Raw genomic sequence first — 15,321 nt, 5'->3', positions numbered from 1 at the left:
GTGCAGGGGCGGCCGGTTCAGCACCTCGTGATCGTCGCGGGGCGGCGGATCGACCGGCCGAGCGAGCACGCCCTCGCCACGTTCCGTCGCGAACATGTCGGCATCGCCTTCCAGTTCCTCCACCTCCTCGACGGCCTCACGGTCACCGACAACATCCAGCTTCCGGCCCGGCTGTCCGGGACGAGCCGGCGCGCGGCCGCTGCCCGTGCGGGTGAGCTCATGGAGATGCTGGGCATCCAGAAGCACGCACGCGCCTATCCGGGCCGGCCGTCCGGAGGCGAGCGCCAACGCGTGAATTACGCCCGGGCGTTGGTCAACCCTGGGTGCGCGCCCGTGCGCTGATGGACCGGTTCCTGGCACGCCCGGGCGCGGACACCACCGTGATCGCCGATCTGGACGACGCGCGCACGCGACTGCACCCGGTCCACGCTGCCTCCCTCACCAGTCGTGCGGGCATTGTCGCGCACGACTTACGGCGGGCGGCAGAACACCGTCGGAACAACCAGCGGCGCGAGAACGCCCACGCGCCCCCCTCCAGGCGGGGTGGTGGGGAACCCACGACGACGCCGGACGCGCCGCATCTGGGCAGGAAGCCGAGCGTGAGGGTCATCGGCCGGTACGCCGGTGACCCTCACGGTCGATGGGATGGGGCCCGTCAGGAGCGGGTCCACCGCTGGTTGCTGCCGCCCGAGCAGGTGTAGATCTGGACCTGCGTGCCGTTGGCGGTGCCCGCGCCGACGGCGTCGAGGCAGCGGCCGGACTGGACGCCTACGACGGTGCCGTCGGAGTTCAGGCGCCACTTCTGGTTGTCGCCGCCCCAGCAGCTGTAGATCTGGACCTTGGCGCCGTTGGCGGTGCCGGCCGCGTCCAGGCACTTGTTGCCGTAGACCCGCAGCTCACCGGAGGAGGTCAGCTCCCACTGCTGGTTGGTGCGGCCGTTGCAGTCGTACAGCTGGACCGCCGTGCCGTCGGTCGTGCTCGCGTTGGGCACGTCCAGGCAGCGGCCCGAGGCGACGCCCTTGATCGCGGTGCCGTCGCCGGGCTCCTCCGGGTCCGGGTCGCCGCCGCTGCCGCCGTTGAGGGCGTTCAGCACGGCGGTGTACGCCTGCTTCTTGCTGCCGTCGTTGTTGAACAGCAGAGGGGTGTCGCCCGAACGCCAGGAGTCCATGTCACGCACGCCCCAGACGGTCACACCGAGGCAGCGGGAGACGGCGAGGCAGTCGTTGACCACGGCCGCGTACGTCGTCGGCGACGCGCCCTGGATGTCCAGCTCGGTGATCGCCACGTCGACGCCGAGCGCGGCGAACTGCTGGAGCGTCGTACGGAAGTTGCTGTTGTACGGGCTGCCGCTGTTGAAGTGCGACTGGAAGCCGACGCAGTCGATCGGCACGCCGCGCGACTTGAAGTCCTTCACCATGTTGTACATGGCCTGGGTCTTGGCCCAGGTCCAGTTCTCGACGTTGTAGTCGTTGTAGCAGAGCTTGGCGGACGGGTCGGCGGCGCGCGCGGTGCGGAAGGCGACCTCGATCCAGTCGTTGCCGGTGCGCTGGAGGTTGGAGTCCCGCCGGGCGCCCGAACTGCCGTCGGCGAACGCCTCGTTGACGACGTCCCACTGCGCGATCTTGCCCTTGTAGTGGGACATGACGCCGTTGATGTGGTCGATCATCGCCTGGCGCAGGGAGCTGCCGCTGAGGTTCTGCATCCAGCCGGGCTGCTGGGAGTGCCAGGCCAGGGTGTGACCGCGCACCTCCTTGCCGTTCTGCACCGCCCAGTTGTAGACGCGGTCGGCGTTGGTGAAGTTGAACTGCCCCCGGTTCGGCTCGGTGGCGTCGATCTTCATCTCGTTCTCGGCCGTCACCGAGTTGAACTCGCGGCCGGCGATCGACGCGTACGTCGAGTCGCTCAGCCTGTTCGCGGCGATGGCGACGCCGAAGTAGCGGCCGCTCTGTGCGGCGGCCGCGCCGAGGGTGCTCTCGGCGGCCTGTGCCTCGGGCGGCGGTGCGGCCACCGCGCCGGCGAAGCCGAGCGCGCCGACGAGCAGCGTCGGCATCAGGACGCGGAGTGACCGCCGGGCGGCGGCTCTGGGGAGGGCGTGAAAGCCCATGACTGTGCCTCCAAGGAAGGAGAAGTGGACTCACCGGGCACCGCGGCTCAGAGGTGCGGCATCGTCCCGCACGAGATGTGCGGAACTCGGGGGACGTGCGGGACTCACGAGACGTGCAGGACTCAGGGGACGCGCGGGGCTCACGGGGCTCGCAGGACACATGAGGCGAGCTTGTTCGACAAATCGAACGGCGATCGGTTCGCCAGACAGATGGTGGAGGGTTGATGACGACCCGTCAACCCCTGCGGCAGAAAGAGTTTCTGGCCTTCATTCGAATGTTTCGAATTGCCACTTCGGCCGGTCACAGCCCTTGACCGGCCGCGTCCGTCTCCCTAGCTTGAGGCGTCGTGCGGCCGGGAAAGCCCCGAAACATTCGACACGTTCGATCCCGGCGCGGCTGCCGCTCCCCCGCTCCCCGGCGACACCTCACCCCCACTTCCAGGAGGTTCATCATGTGGCTCAGCCACGCGTCCCCGGTCCGTCCGAGACGCCTGCTCGCCGTGCTCGCGCCCTTGTTGCTGCTGGCCGCGTTCGTCGGCGCCCAGCCGGCCGAGGCCGCGACCGTGGACCCGAACGCCTCGTACGTGCTGGTCAACCGCAACAGCGGCAAGGCGCTGGACGTGTACAACCTGGCCACGAACGACGGCGCCCGGATCACTCAGTGGCCGAGGAACGACCAGGCCCAGCAGCAGTGGCAGTTCGTCGACTCCGGGGACGGCTACTACCGGATCAAGTCCCGCCACTCCGGCAAGGTCCTGGACGTGTACAACTGGTCGACGGCCAACGGCGGTTCGATCGTCCAGTGGACCGACCTGAACGCCGCCAACCAGCAGTGGCGGCTCGCCGACAGCTCCGACGGATACGTACGCCTCATCTCACGGCACAGCGGCAAGGCGCTCGAAGTGCAGGGCGCGTCCACCGCCGACAACGCGAACGTCGTCCAGTACGACGACTGGGGCGGCGCCAATCAGCAGTGGCAGCTGGTGAAGGTCGGCTCCGACACCCCCGGCGCCTGCGACCTGCCGTCGAGCTACCGCTGGTCGTCCACGGGCGCGCTGGCGCAGCCCAGGTCGGGCTGGGTGTCGCTCAAGGACTTCACCGTCGCCCCCTACAACGGCAAGCAGCTCGTGTACGCGACGACCCACGACATGGGGACGCGGTGGGGGTCGATGAACTTCAACCTCTTCGGCGACTGGTCGGAGATGGCCTCGGCCGGCCAGAACGCGATGAACAGCTCGACGGTCGCGCCCAGCCTCTTCTACTTCGCGCCGAAGAACATCTGGGTGCTGGCCTACCAGTGGGGCGGCACCGCCTTCTCCTACCGGACGTCGACCGACCCGACCAACCCCAACGGGTGGTCGTCCGAGCAGGTGCTGTTCTCCGGAAGCATCTCCGGCTCCCCCACGGGTCCGATCGACCAGACGCTCATCGGTGACGGCACGAACATGTACCTGTTCTTCGCCGGCGACAACGGCAAGATCTACCGGGCGAGCATGCCGATCGGGAACTTCCCGGGCAGCTTCGGCTCGAGCGCGACCGTCGTCATGAGCGACTCGACGAACAACCTGTTCGAGGCGCCCCAGGTCTACAAGCTGCAGGGCCAGAACCGGTACCTCATGATCGTCGAAGCGATCGGCTCCCAGGGCCGGTACTTCCGCTCGTTCACGGCGACGAGCCTCTCCGGCACGTGGACGCCCCAGGCCGCGAGCGAGTCCAACCCCTTCGCCGGCAAGGCCAACAGCGGCGCCACGTGGACGAACGACATCAGCCACGGCGAGCTGCTGCGCACCAGCGCCGACCAGACCATGACGGTCGACCCGTGCAACCTTCAGCTGCTCTACCAGGGCCGCAGCCCCAACTCCGGCGGTGACTACGGCCTGCTGCCCTACCGCCCGGGTCTGCTGACCCTGCGGCGCTGATCCGGCCGTACGGCCTGACGAAGGGAAGCTGTTCCGAGAGGGGAACGGCGGGGCGGGCCCGGCCGCGAGCCGGGTTCGCCCCGCCGTTCCCGCGCGCCTTGCTCACTTCGTCCCGTACCTCGCTCACTCCGTCCCGTGCGCGATCCTCGGCAGGACCTCCTCCGCGATCCTGATCACGGCGCGGTCGTCCGGCAGCGCGCCGGACTCGCTCCACACGGTGAAGTCGTAGGAACCGCCCCGGTCCTGGGCGTCGAAGGCCACGGTCAGCGTCCGCGCCAGCGGTCCCTGCTCCACCGGGCCGCCGGAGCCGCCGCCGCTTCCCACGTCGATCTGGATTTTCATCATGTGGTCCGAGGTGAGCAGCGCGGGGCGGCCCAAAACCGTGAGCTTCTTGACGTCCGTCTCGTTCCCGTACGCCGTCAGGCCCTGGTACTGGTCGACCGTCAGCTTGTTGTACGTGGCCGACAGCTCCACCGTATACGTGTCGAACTCGATCCTGGCCTCCGGCTGGGCGACCTTCTGGTCCGTCAGCGGGGCGGTGTTGTCGGTGCCGGAGGCGTAGGTCGCGGTCTCCGTGGGCGTGCCGAGGAGGTTGGGCAGAGCGGGCAGGTTGAGCGCCCGGCACAGGTCCTCGCCGGTCACGGCTCCGGGGGTGGTCCGGTAGGCGTTCGGCAGCTTCGCGTCCTCGTCGTGCCGGCAGGTGGCGGCCTGGGGGGCGCCGTCGTCGCCGCCGGGGGTCGGCAGACGGTCCTGGAACCAGAAGGCCGCCCCGATGACCGCGAAGAGGCCGATGGCCAGGGCTGCTTGGCCCCAGGCGTTCGGCTCCTTCTCGGCGGGGCGTTTCACCGCGGGCGGAGCCGTCGGCTGGGGGGTGGCGGGCGCGGTGACTTCCGCGTCCGCCCGGTCGCCCGCGTCGTCCGTGGAGGGCGCCGGAGCCGGGTGGCGGCGGGCGCGCAGGGCATGGACGACCACGCGCACGCGCAGCGCCGTCCCCAGCAAAAAGACCGCGCCGATGGCAGCCGCCACCCATCCCGCGTCGTCGACGAGGGCCAAGTACAGGATGCGTACGCCGAACACCGTCCCGACGAGGATGAGCAGCGGCTCGCGGACCCAGAAGGGGAGGAGACGGACGAGGAAACCGAGCATCCCGTGATCTCACCAGGACAAGATCACCTGGGCTGTGATGGAAGCCACAGTTCCGGCCTGCTGCTCAACCGTGATGAAACGAAGACCCCGTGGGTCCAGGCCGGTGGCGCGATCAGGCGTGGCGAGATCACCGTTCGGCACCTCTTGATGACGATCCGTCACTACCATGGCGTCCGTCGATCCCCACCCGCCCCCCGGGAGCCCGATGGAAACCGACCGTGACGGCGACAGCGTGCGCGACCGGCCGACGGCGGCCGCCGTGCCCGGGCCGCGTTCCCCGGCTCCCGGCGAGCCGGCCGTGCGGCAGGACGTGCTGGAGCTGTACAAGCTCGCCGTGGAGATGGCCGACCGGGTGTCCGCACGCCGCGGCTCGGCCAACGCGTTCTTCCTCTCCGTGCAGACGGCGCTGGTCAGCGTGATCGGCTTCGGGATGTCCCAGTGGGCCGAACCGCCGTGGTACGTCTTCGTACCGGTGACCATGGGCGGCGTCACCCTTTCCCTCGCCTGGTGGCTGCAACTCCGCTCGTACCGGCATCTCAACGCCGCCAAGTTCCGCGTCATCAACGAGATCGAGACGCGGTTGCCGGTGCGGATCTTCACCGACGAGTGGGCGGTGTTACGCGGCACCCCGGAGCCGCGCCGGACCCGCCGGTACGCCGAGATCGGCACCTCCGAACGCATCGTGCCGTTCGTGTTCGCCCTGGCCCACCTCGTGCTGCTGGCTGGCACACTGTCCGGGTGACCTACCTCGACCCGCTCGCCGATCTCATCCGGTCCTGTCTGCCGCCCGCCGCGCGGCCGCCCGAAGGCTCCGAGGACCTGTTCCGGCTCTACGCGGTGCTGCTCCGCGCGAAGGGTGAGCGGGTCACGGACGAGGACGTGCACGACGCGTGGTCCGCGTGGATGCAGACGGTCGACGACGGGCACGCCTCGCTCGTGCCCTTCGAGGACCTCTCCCCCGAGACGCGGGCGTCGGACGCGCCGTACGCGGAGGCGATACGGGAGGCGGCGCGGCGGTTGGAACGCGGTCGGGGGTGACCATGCGGGTGAATTCCCCACAACCGCAGCCTCGCACACGGGGGTTGTGAGTAGCGTCCGTCGTATGCAGGACGACGGGGAGTACGTGCACAACGAGGGCGAGGGGGAACTCGAAGCGCCCTTGCCACGCCAGTTACGCACGGTCGGGTGCGGCGCCCGAGGCGCCGGGTGCGTGACACGGGTTGCCGGATTCTTCACGGCGCTCGGCGGAGCCAACCACATCCGCGCACCGATCAGCTTCGGTGAATCGGTGACCGGGGGCATCGTCACCGGCCTGCTCATGATCGTGGGCGGTGTGGCGGCGGTCTACGCGGGCGCGCGTCTCTCCCGGTTCGGGAGGCGCCACACGACACGGCTGATCAAGGACGCGGGCGGTCTCGAACCGGGCTCTTACATCCTGTACCTGCGGCCCTTCGACCTCGACGACGCCCTCTACCAGATCAAACCCACGCCCACACGCAGTTGGCTCCGCAGACTCCAGACACCTCTCAGCCGTACCTTCGAGGAGGACATGGTCCTGTCTCTGCGGATGAAACTGGGGCGTGTGGTGGCCGTCGGCAAGCCCGGCGAACGCCTGCCGCTGTCCGGGGCGCGCCGGTTCTACCTGCCGCTGGACAACTGGAAGCCCACCGTGACCGAGGCCATCAGCAAGGCGCGGCTCGTGGTGCTCGCCACCGGGACCAGCAAGGGCACCCTGTGGGAGTTCACGGAGGCCGTCCGACTGCTGCCACCGGAACGGCTGATGGTGATGGTGTTCGCGGACGAACCCGAGTACGACCGCTTCCGGTCGGCGGCCGAGGCCGAGTTCGCCTCCCGAGCGGCCGAGTTGTCGGGTGCGGAGGCGGCGAGGCTCACCGGAATCCGGTGGCCGGACTACCCGCCGCTCAAGAACCCGGACGCGCCCTCCCGCATGGTGGGGGCCCAGGGAATGATCGTGTTCGGCCCCGATCTGGCACCGGAGTTCGTCCGTCTCGACCCCACCGCGGAGTGGGCCCTGAGCGAGCTGGGACGTCTCCGCAAGGTGATGCGCCACCAGGTGAACCCCGTCATGCGCCGCATCAAGCGGGGGCTGGCCCAGGCGCCTGCCCCCGCCCCCGGCGTGATCGCCCCCGCCCCGCCCCCGTACCCACCCGACGTCGCGCCCCGCGCCGAGTGAGCGTCAGGCGTCACCGCTGCGCGCCGGGTGAGCGTCAGGCGTCACCGCCCCGCCACCGCCGCCAACGGCACCTGGGGCGACGACGCTTGACCAGCCTCCGCCCGGAACGGGTGGACCCACAGCCCCTCCGCCCGCAGTCGCGGCAGCACCCCCTCGCCGAACCAGTACGCCTCCTCCAGGTGCGGGTAACCGGAGAGGACGAACTCGTCGATGCCGAGGGCGTGGTACTCCTTGACGCGTTCGGCGACCTCGGCGTGGCTGCCCACCAGGGCCGTGCCCGCGCCGCCGCGGACCAGGCCGATGCCCGCCCAGAGGTTGGGGTGGATCTCCAGGGCGTCGCGGTTGCCGCCGCCGTGCAGGGCGAGCATCCGGCGTTGGCCCTCCGACTCGCTGCGGGCGAGCCCCGCCTGGACCGAGCGGACCGTCTCCTGGTCGAAGCCGTCCAGGAGGCGGTGGGCCTCCGCCCACGCCTGTTCGGCGGTGTCGCGGGTGATGACATGCAGCCGGATGCCGAAGCGCAGGGTGCGGCCCTCCTCCGCGGCGAGGCGGCGGATCCAGGCGATCTTCTCCGCGACGGCGGCGGGCGGTTCGCCCCAGGTGAGGTAGACGTCGACGTGCTTCGCCGCGACCCGGCCTGCGATCGGCGAGGATCCGCCGAAGTACACCTCGGGCACCGGGTCGGGCAGCCGCGTCAGCCTGGCGTCCGCCACGCGCAGGTGGTCGCCCTCCAGGTCCACCGTCCTGCCCTGCCACAACTCCCGTACGACGGACAGGAATTCGTCGGTGCGGCGGTAGCGGTCGTCCTTGTCGAGGAAGTCCCCGTAGGCGCGCTGCTCATGGCTCTCGCCGCCGGTGACGACGTTGAGCAGCAGCCGTCCGCCGCTCTGCCGCTGGAAGGTGGACGCCATCTGCGCGGCGAGCGTGGGCGAGACGAAACCCGGGCGGAAGGCGACCAGGAACTTCAGCCGCTCGGTGTTCTGACTGACCATGGCGGTGGTCAGCCACGCGTCCTCGCACCACGCGCCGGTCGGCGTGAGCGCGCCGGCGAAACCCAGGTCCTCGGCGGCGCGGGCGATCTGGCTGAGGTAGGCGACCGTGGGCGGCCGGTCCCGTCCGGACGCCGTGGCCGGGGAGCCGTGGCCGCCGCCGACGACGTGACGGCTGTCGCCGTTGGTGGGCAGGAACCAGTGGAAGGTGAGGGACACGGGAGGGCTCCGTTCGGGGGTGCGGTGTCGGAGGACGCCGAGGTCGGAGGGAGGCAGTGCTCGGGGAGACAACGCTCAGCCGGTGGCCGCCAGCAGGGTGCGGCCGCCCAGCGCGCGGGAAAACTGGTCGGTGACCTGGGCCAGCGCCTCGGCCGCGGCGGGGGCGACGGTCAGGGTGCCGTCGTCGCCGACGGTGATCTCCTTGTCGAGGGTGAACCAGCCGGGCGTGATGTGGGCGGGGCCCATGGAGTTGAGCACGGGCCGCAGCGCGTAGTCGATGGCGAGGACGTGGGCGGTGGAGCCGCCGGTGGCCAGCGGCAGGACGGTCTTGCCCGTCAGCGCGAACTGCGGCAGCAGGTCCAGCAGCGTCTTCAGCAGCCCGGAGTACGCGGCCTTGTAGACGGGGGTGCCGATGACGACACCGTCGGCCTGCTGGAAGAGGGCGATGGTCTCGGCGATAGCCGGATGGTGGACGTCGGCGTGCAGCAGCGCCTCGGGCGGGAGGGCGCGTACGTCGAGCGGTATGACGTCGTGCCCCTGGGCGACGAGCCGCTGGTCGAGGTGGCGCAGCAGCCGGGCGGTGCGGGAGGTGGCGGAGGGGCTTCCGGAGACGGACAGGACGGTGGCCATGCGAGGACCTTCCGGGGATGGGGTGTGGGGCATGCCGGGCGGCGACGGGCAGCAGACGGCGGCCTACAAGGGCGGGACGGGCGGCGTCCGTCGCGTGACCGACCGGCGGAGGAACACGGGACGGGCGGCGTCCGTCGCGTGACCGACCGGCGGAGGAACGCGGTGAGCGGACGTCAGACGACGGCGCGTCGACGACGGCAGGCGTCAGCGGAACAGCTGGAGACCGTGAGAGAGAAGGCGCGGGCGCGAGGGTTCCCCTCGGGTGCGCTCAGACGTGACGGCGACAGAAGGAGCTGGAGACACGCGCGAGGTCGACATGGCGTCGCCGCGTGAGGTCCTGTCGCTTCATGCCGTCGATCAAAGCAGCGCTCGGTGACACGGGTCAAGAACGCCCGGACGTCGTTCCACATGCTGAGAGCCGCGAACGGGCGTGTGTGGGACGGTCGGCTCCCCCCGGGTCCGCGCCCGGGACGCGAACGCCGTCCCGGCGGCCGAGACGGCGCCTGCCGGTCTGGCGCGGCGCCGCCGGCGTGTGGTTACCTGAGCGCATGACCGTCCTCGTGACCCGCCGCCACGTCGATTACGTGCGCGTCACCACCACGGGCTGTCCCGCCGCGTAGCCACCTAGCTGACGCCGCGCGCCGGCCACTTGACCGGCCTCTTCTTCGCGATCTTCTCTCCTCATCGCCGTATCGCACCTCGCCGACCGCTGTCCCCGCCGTCCCTGCTGTGTCCCGGGCCGTGGCGCGCGGTGCCGTGGCGTCTTCAGGCGTGCCCTCCTCCCCCCTTCCCCGTACCTCCTGACGACGAAGGACTTCCCCGATGTCACCCCATACCGCGACCACCGCCGCGGCTGTCCATCCGCTGCTCGCCGACCGCTGGAGTCCCCGGTCGTTCGACGCCGCACACACTCTGGGCGACGAGGAGCTGGTCTCCTTGCTGGAGGCGGCCCGCTGGGCGCCCTCCGCCTACAACGCCCAGCCGTGGCGCTTCCTGGTCGGCCGGCGCGGCGACACCACGTACCTGCGCGTCCTCGACGCGCTCATCCCCTTCAACCAGGAGTGGGCGGGCGCCAGTTCGCTGCTGGTGGCGGCGGTGGCGCAGGAGCGCGTCGAGGACGGCGTGCCGCAGCCCGGCCCCGCGTACGACACCGGGCTCGCGGCGGCCCAACTGGTGTTGCAGGCGCACGCTCTGGGTCTGCACGCGCATCAGATGTCCGGCTTCGACGCCGACGCGTTGCGCGCGTCGCTGGGTGTGCCGGAGGGGTTCCGGCCGCTGTCCGTCGTCGCCGTGGGCGCGCTGGCACCGGCGGACCTGCTGCCGCCGAAGCTGCGGGAGCGGGAGACCGCCGTGCGGGAGCGGCGCCCCGGCGCGGAGACGTTCTTCACCCACACCTGGGGCACCCCGCTGTCCCTGAACCACTGACCACTCTCCATCGCCTCGAGGAGTGCACATGACCGTTCAGGACTCCACCACCGCCACCGGCACCGGCACCGGCACCGCCACCGACGCCTTCGTCGCCGAGTGGGAGAAGTGGCACCACGACAAGGACACCGCGCTCGCCCATGAGCACGGCTTCCTCGCCGTCACCGGCCTGTACTGGCCGACCTCCGAGCCGCAGCTGTTGCCCGGTGCGCCCGGCGTCTGGTCGGCAGGCGACGACGGGGTCACCGTCGAGCTGGGCGACGGGGAGGAGCTGGTGGTCGACGGCGCCACGGTGCGCGGCCGGCACGGCTTCGGCGTCCTCCCGGAGCGCGCCTCCGTCAACGCCGTCTGGGGTGACGCGGTGATCGAAGTGGCCCGCCGGGGCGGCCAGGACGTCATCCGGCCGCGGCACCCGGACCACCCGCTGCGCACGGCGTTCACCGGCACCCCCGCCTACGCGCCGGACCCGCGCTGGCGGCTCACCGGCACGTACGTGGCGTTCCCCGAGCCGCGTCCCACCACCGTGGGCGCCGCCGTCGAGGGACTCGAACACGTCTACGACGCTCCGGGGAAGGTCCGCTTCGAGATCGACGGGCAGGAACTGGAGCTGACCGCGTTCGAGGGCGGCGCGCCGGGCGCCCTGCTGGTGCTGTTCACCGACGCGACGTCCGGTGTGACCACCTACGCCGCCAACCGGGCGCTGAAGATCGACGTGCCCGGCCCGGACGGCCGTGTGGTGCTGGACTTCAACCGCGCCACCAACCTGCCGTGCGCCTACACCGACTTCGCGACCTGCCCCCTGCCGCCGGCCGGGAACCGGCTCCCGGTCGCGATCGAGGCCGGCGAGACGATCCCGTACGAGCGGAGGTCCGCCGCGGCCTGAGCGCGGCACGACGCGACCCCTCCGGTACGCGGATGCCGGAGGGGTCGCGTCATGTCCGGAGCACTCCGGGACCCGCGCCACGAGACCACAGGAACGGAACCCGGAACCGGCGCTAAGGGACCGGATCAACCGGCTCCCACGGGAACGGCGGGTCCGGCAGGGCGTGGCGGAGGGCGGGGGCCACCTCGGACTGGAAGCGTTCGAGGGAGTCCCGGTGCACGGACTCGGGCAGTCCGCCCGCGTCCGCGTGCACATGGAGCACGCTGTGCCCGAACCGGGCGTGGTAGCGGTGCACCTTGTCGACGATCTGCTGCGGGCTGCCGATCAGGGCGGAGCTGCGGTCGACGAAGTCCTCCACCGTCTCGAAGACGACGGGCAGTCCGGACTCCTTCTGGAAGGCGAGGTTGGCCTCGAAGACCGGCCGGTACGTCTCGACTGCCTCCTGGGAGGTGCGGGCCACCAGCAGCCCGGCCGAGCCGGCGCCGATCGCGATCCGCGCCGGGTCGTGGCCGTAGTGCTCCCAGCGTTCGCGGTAGTGGTCGATCAGTTCGGCGTAGGGCTCGACGGGGTGGGTGACGTTCGCGGAGAAGAGCGGGTCGCCGTGGCGGGCGGCCAGGTCGACGGACTCCTTGCTGGTGGCGCTGCCGTGCCAGACCCGGACGGGCCGCTGGTAGGGGCGCGGCCACACCTCGGCGTCCTTGAGCGGCGGGCGGAAGCGGGTGTCGGCGGTGATCCTGTCCTGCCGCCAGATGCGGCGGAAGACGTCGTAGCTCTCGGCGTTGCGGTCCCACTGGTTCTCAGGAGTGACCTGGAAGAGCTCGCGCTGGGCGGTGCCGTTGCCCTTGCCGATGATGAGGTCGAGGCGGCCCTCGGCGAGGTGGTCGAGGGTGGCGTAGTCCTCGTAGGCGCGCACCGGGTCGAGCAGGCTGAGCGTGGTGACGGCGGTGAAGAGGCGGATGCGGCGGGTCAGGGCCGCGATGTGGCTGAGGACGACGGTGGGCGCGGAGGAGAGGAAGGGCCGCTCGTGCCGCTCCCCCACGCCGAAGCCGTCGAAGCCCAGTTGCTCGGCGAGGACGGCGTTGTCGAGGACCTCGCGGAAGCGGTCGTGCGTCGGTTTCCGCACGCCGGTGACGGGGTCGGGGCGGTGGACGATCAGGGTGATCGCGAGGAACTTCATGAGGCGGCCCGCCGGTCGCGGTGGTCGTCGGGGTGGGCGAGGCCCAGGTGGTGGCGGAGGGTGGGGCCCTCGTAGTCGGTGCGGAAGACGCCGCGTTCCTGGAGCAGCGGGACGACCTGGTCCGCGAAGGCGTCGAGGCCGGTGGGGGTGACGTGCGGGACGAGGATGAAGCCGTCGGCGGCGTCGGACTGCACGTACTCGTCGATGGTGCGGGCTATGGTCTCGGCGGAGCCGATGAAGTTCTGGCGGTTGCCGGTCTCGATGACGAGGTCGCGGATGGACCAGTTGTGGGCGGCGGCCAGTTCGCGCCACTCGCGGGCCGTGGCCAGCGGGTCGCGGTACATCCGGACCTGGGCGCGGCCCTCGGCGATGTGGCGGCTGCTGACGTCCGGGTCGATGTCGGGCAGCGGCCCGTCGGGGTCGTAGCCGGACAGGTCACGGTTCCAGACGAACTCCAGGTGGCGCAGGGCGGTGGCGCCGCTGACCTGCTGGCGGCGCACCTCCTTGGCCAGGTCGCGTGCCTCGGCGTCCGTGTCGGCGAGGGTGAAGGTGGCGGCCGGCAGGATGAGCAGCTGGTCGGGGCGGCGGCCGTACGTGGCGAGGCGGCGCTTGACGTCGGTGTAGAAGGCCTGTCCGGCTTCGAGGGTGGCGTGGCGGCTGAAGATGGCGTCGGCGTCGGACGCGGCGAACTCGCGTCCCTCGTCGGAGTCGCCGGCCTGGAAGACGACGGGGCGGCCCTGCGGGGAGCGCGGGACGTTGAACCGGCCGTGGATGTCGAAGTGCTGTCCCTGGTGGACGAAGGCGCCGGCCTTGGCGTCGCGGAGGAAGACGCCGGTGTCCTGGTCGGCGAGGATCTCGTCGCCGTGCCAGGAGTCGAAGAGTTCGTGCGCGGTGGCGAGGAACTCCTTGGCGCGGGAGTAGCGCTCCTCCTGCGGGAGGAAGCCGCCGCGGCGGAAGTTCTCGCCGGTGAAGGCGTCCCAGGAGGTGACGACGTTCCAGGCGGCGCGGCCGCCGGAGAGGTGGTCGAGGGAGGCGAACTGGCGGGCCACCTCGTACGGTTCGTTGAAGGTGGAGTTGATGGTGCCGGTCAGTCCGAGGTGCTTGGTGACGGCGGCGAGCGCGGAGAGCACCGTGAAGGTGTCGGGGCGGCCGACGACGTCCAGGTCGTAGATCTTGCCGCCCTGTTCGCGCAGCCGGAGCCCTTCGGCGAGGAACAGGAAGTCGAACTTGGCGCGTTCGGCGGTGCGGGCGAAGTGCGCGAAGGAGCTGAACTCGATGTGGCTGCCGGACGCGGGGTCGCTCCACACGGTGGTGTTGTTGACGCCCGGGAAGTGGGCGGCGAGGTGGATCTGCTTCAGCGGCTTGCTCATGGTGGTGGTCGTTCCTCCGGCTCAGGCGGTGGCGTAGCGGTTGGCGGGCCGGGGCAGACCCAGCAGGCCGCGCAGGGTGCCGGCCTCGTAGGCGCGGCGGAAGGCGCCGCGGCGCCGGAGTTCGGGGACCAGTCCTCGGGTGATCGCCGGGAGGTCGTGGCCGAGGACGGCGGGCCGCAGCCGGAAGCCGGTGAGCCCGGCCGACCGGAACTCCAGAAGCAGGTCGGCGAGTTGGGCGGGGGTGCCGGTGAAGACGCGGGTGTCGCTCGTGAACGGCTCGCCGGCGAGGTCGTCCAGGCGGGCGCGGCGGGCGGCGGCCTGTGCCGGGTCGTCGTCGAGGAACACGGTGAGGTCGCCGAAGACGTGCAGGGGGTCCGCGGCGCGTCCGGCCGCCTCCTGCTCCTCGCGGACGGTGGCGACGATGTCGCGGGCCTGGTCCACGTCGTGCGGGGTGACGTAGCCGACGTCGGCCGCGCGGGCGACCAGGCGGTAGGGGACGGTGTCGTGGGCGAGGGCGGTGACCAGGGGCTGGCCCTGGGGCGGGCGGGGCGTGATGGAGGGGCCCTTGACGCTGAAGTGGCGCCCCTCGAAGTGGATGTAGTGGAGCTTGTCCCGGTCGATGAAGCGTCCGGTGGCGACGTCACGGATCTCGGCGTCGTCCTCCCAGCTGTCCCAGAGCCGGCGCAGCACCTCGACGTGGTCGGCGGCCTCGTCGAACAGGTCGGTCACCGTCTCCCGCGCGGCCGGCGCGTCATAGGCGTCGATCCGCGGGATGCCGCGGCGGCCGAAGTGGGCGGCCTCGTCGGGGCGGGCGGTGATCTGCACGCGGACGCCGGCCCGGCCGGTGCTGACGTAGTCCAGGGTGGCGATCGCCTTGGAGAGGTGGAAGGGCTCGGTGTGGGTGACGACCGCGGTCGGGACGAGGCCGATGTGCCGGGTCAGGGGGGCGATCCGGGCCGCGGTGAGCACGGCGTCGAGGCGGCCGCGCACCTGGTCGGTGCGGTCGTCGGGTTCGAGGAAACGGGAGGTCTGGAGGCCGAGGCCGTCCTCCAGGGTGACGAAGTCGAGCAGGCCGCGTTCGGCCTCGGCGACCAGGCCGGCCCAGTAGGCGGCGGTGAACAGGTCGCGGGGGCGGGACACCGGTTCCCGCCAGGAGGCGGGGTGCCAGCCGGTGCCCTCCAGGGCGACGGCGAGGTGCAGGGGTGATGCGGGAGTCGGGGACACGTCGGTGCCTTCCAGGAGGTCGGTGACGGTGGCGGGGCGGAGGG

At 71.3% G+C, this 15,321-nt stretch carries 14 protein-coding genes and 1 pseudogene; 7 read left to right on the top strand and 8 right to left on the bottom strand.

All coding sequences use genetic code 11. The features are described 5' to 3' along the window. Positions 1 to 27: 27 nt before the first annotated feature. A pseudogene (locus tag ACFOSY_RS12480) lies at positions 28 to 318 on the top strand (ATP-binding cassette domain-containing protein); the annotation flags it as partial. A 337-nt stretch (positions 319 to 655) separates the two neighbouring features. On the opposite strand, the gene ACFOSY_RS12475 reads toward ACFOSY_RS12480, so the two are convergent. After that, positions 656 to 2,104: an endo-1,4-beta-xylanase gene (locus tag ACFOSY_RS12475; RefSeq protein WP_394306836.1), complete on the bottom strand. Its 1,449-nt coding sequence runs from the start codon at positions 2,102 to 2,104 to the stop codon at positions 656 to 658. Between the two features lie 452 nt (positions 2,105 to 2,556). On the opposite strand from ACFOSY_RS12475, the gene ACFOSY_RS12470 reads away from it, so the two are divergent. Further along, on the top strand, positions 2,557 to 4,023 hold the full coding sequence (locus ACFOSY_RS12470) for a non-reducing end alpha-L-arabinofuranosidase family hydrolase (RefSeq protein ID WP_394306835.1): 1,467 nt from the start codon (positions 2,557 to 2,559) through the stop codon (positions 4,021 to 4,023). Between the two features lie 123 nt (positions 4,024 to 4,146). Here the strand turns inward: ACFOSY_RS12470 and ACFOSY_RS12465 are convergent, their stop codons facing one another. Beyond that, positions 4,147 to 5,169 carry a DUF6215 domain-containing protein gene (locus ACFOSY_RS12465; protein ID WP_394306834.1) on the bottom strand — a complete coding sequence of 341 codons (1,023 nt, stop codon included), beginning with the start codon at positions 5,167 to 5,169 and terminating at the stop codon, positions 4,147 to 4,149. Between the two features lie 205 nt (positions 5,170 to 5,374). Here ACFOSY_RS12465 and ACFOSY_RS12460 point away from each other — a divergent pair, with 205 nt between their 5' ends. The 3 genes from ACFOSY_RS12460 (at position 5,375) to ACFOSY_RS12450 (ending at position 7,363) form a co-directional block, all read left to right on the top strand. Beyond that, entirely contained in the window at positions 5,375 to 5,911 is a 537-nt protein-coding gene (locus ACFOSY_RS12460; protein WP_394306833.1) for a RipA family octameric membrane protein, read from the top strand. Next, the gene (locus ACFOSY_RS12455) at positions 5,908 to 6,207 is read left to right on the top strand and encodes a DUF7701 domain-containing protein (protein WP_394306832.1); all 300 of its coding nucleotides are present in this window, start codon (positions 5,908 to 5,910) and stop codon (positions 6,205 to 6,207) included. Before ACFOSY_RS12460 ends, ACFOSY_RS12455 begins: the two co-directional genes overlap by 4 nt. Before the next feature lie 172 nt (positions 6,208 to 6,379). After that, positions 6,380 to 7,363, top strand: a complete 984-nt coding sequence (locus tag ACFOSY_RS12450; protein ID WP_394306831.1) for a hypothetical protein — start codon at positions 6,380 to 6,382, stop codon at positions 7,361 to 7,363. Positions 7,364 to 7,404: 41 nt separating this feature from the next. Here the strand turns inward: ACFOSY_RS12450 and ACFOSY_RS12445 are convergent, their stop codons facing one another. The 3 genes from ACFOSY_RS12445 to ACFOSY_RS12435 form a co-directional block, all read right to left on the bottom strand. Continuing rightward, entirely contained in the window at positions 7,405 to 8,568 is a 1,164-nt protein-coding gene (locus ACFOSY_RS12445) for an LLM class flavin-dependent oxidoreductase (RefSeq protein ID WP_394306830.1), read from the bottom strand. A 75-nt stretch (positions 8,569 to 8,643) separates the two neighbouring features. Next, the gene (gene ssuE, locus ACFOSY_RS12440; protein ID WP_394306829.1) at positions 8,644 to 9,198 is read right to left on the bottom strand and encodes an NADPH-dependent FMN reductase; all 555 of its coding nucleotides are present in this window, start codon (positions 9,196 to 9,198) and stop codon (positions 8,644 to 8,646) included. 268 nt (positions 9,199 to 9,466) lie between these two features. Further along, positions 9,467 to 9,547, bottom strand: a complete 81-nt coding sequence (locus ACFOSY_RS12435) for a putative leader peptide (RefSeq protein ID WP_394307353.1) — start codon at positions 9,545 to 9,547, stop codon at positions 9,467 to 9,469. 473 nt (positions 9,548 to 10,020) lie between these two features. Between ACFOSY_RS12435 and ACFOSY_RS12430 the strand changes: the two genes are divergently transcribed. Continuing rightward, on the top strand, positions 10,021 to 10,623 hold the full coding sequence (locus ACFOSY_RS12430; protein WP_394306828.1) for a nitroreductase family protein: 603 nt from the start codon (positions 10,021 to 10,023) through the stop codon (positions 10,621 to 10,623). Between the two features lie 28 nt (positions 10,624 to 10,651). Next, positions 10,652 to 11,506 (top strand): DUF1684 domain-containing protein, encoded by an 855-nt coding sequence (locus ACFOSY_RS12425; protein ID WP_394306827.1) that lies wholly within the window; start codon positions 10,652 to 10,654, stop codon positions 11,504 to 11,506. Between the two features lie 112 nt (positions 11,507 to 11,618). Here ACFOSY_RS12425 and ACFOSY_RS12420 read toward each other — a convergent pair whose 3' ends face one another. Genes ACFOSY_RS12420 through ACFOSY_RS12410 form a run of 3 tightly spaced genes read right to left on the bottom strand, consistent with a single transcriptional unit; the run spans position 11,619 to position 15,277 of the window. Next, positions 11,619 to 12,683, bottom strand: coding sequence for an LLM class flavin-dependent oxidoreductase (locus ACFOSY_RS12420; RefSeq protein ID WP_394306826.1), 1,065 nt, complete (start codon positions 12,681 to 12,683; stop codon positions 11,619 to 11,621). Beyond that, entirely contained in the window at positions 12,680 to 14,053 is a 1,374-nt protein-coding gene (locus ACFOSY_RS12415; protein WP_394306825.1) for an NtaA/DmoA family FMN-dependent monooxygenase, read from the bottom strand. Before ACFOSY_RS12415 ends, ACFOSY_RS12420 begins: the two co-directional genes overlap by 4 nt. 21 nt (positions 14,054 to 14,074) lie before the next feature. Continuing rightward, positions 14,075 to 15,277 carry an LLM class flavin-dependent oxidoreductase gene (locus ACFOSY_RS12410; protein WP_394306824.1) on the bottom strand — a complete coding sequence of 401 codons (1,203 nt, stop codon included), beginning with the start codon at positions 15,275 to 15,277 and terminating at the stop codon, positions 14,075 to 14,077. Between the last annotated feature and the right edge of the window lie 44 nt (positions 15,278 to 15,321).

This window comes from Streptomyces lusitanus, from assembly GCF_042647945.1.
Taxonomy (GTDB): domain Bacteria; phylum Actinomycetota; class Actinomycetes; order Streptomycetales; family Streptomycetaceae; genus Streptomyces; species Streptomyces pseudogriseolus.
The sequence above is the reverse complement of the archived record's forward strand: the minus strand, read 5'-3'. Positions and strand labels throughout refer to the sequence as shown.

Bases quoted from the DNA above. Each gene is read 5' to 3' on its own strand.
- ACFOSY_RS12475 (WP_394306836.1), bottom strand. From the start codon at position 2,104: ATGGGCTTTCACGCCCTCCCCAGAGCCGCCGCCCGGCGGTCACTCCGC.
- ACFOSY_RS12470 (WP_394306835.1), top strand. From the start codon at position 2,557: ATGTGGCTCAGCCACGCGTCCCCGGTCCGTCCGAGACGCCTGCTCGCC.
- ACFOSY_RS12465 (WP_394306834.1), bottom strand. From the start codon at position 5,169: ATGCTCGGTTTCCTCGTCCGTCTCCTCCCCTTCTGGGTCCGCGAGCCG.
- ACFOSY_RS12460 (WP_394306833.1), top strand. From the start codon at position 5,375: ATGGAAACCGACCGTGACGGCGACAGCGTGCGCGACCGGCCGACGGCG.
- ssuE (WP_394306829.1), bottom strand. From the start codon at position 9,198: ATGGCCACCGTCCTGTCCGTCTCCGGAAGCCCCTCCGCCACCTCCCGC.
- ACFOSY_RS12435 (WP_394307353.1), bottom strand. From the start codon at position 9,547: ATGAAGCGACAGGACCTCACGCGGCGACGCCATGTCGACCTCGCGCGT.
- ACFOSY_RS12430 (WP_394306828.1), top strand. From the start codon at position 10,021: ATGTCACCCCATACCGCGACCACCGCCGCGGCTGTCCATCCGCTGCTC.
- ACFOSY_RS12425 (WP_394306827.1), top strand. From the start codon at position 10,652: ATGACCGTTCAGGACTCCACCACCGCCACCGGCACCGGCACCGGCACC.
- ACFOSY_RS12420 (WP_394306826.1), bottom strand. From the start codon at position 12,683: ATGAAGTTCCTCGCGATCACCCTGATCGTCCACCGCCCCGACCCCGTC.
- ACFOSY_RS12415 (WP_394306825.1), bottom strand. From the start codon at position 14,053: ATGAGCAAGCCGCTGAAGCAGATCCACCTCGCCGCCCACTTCCCGGGC.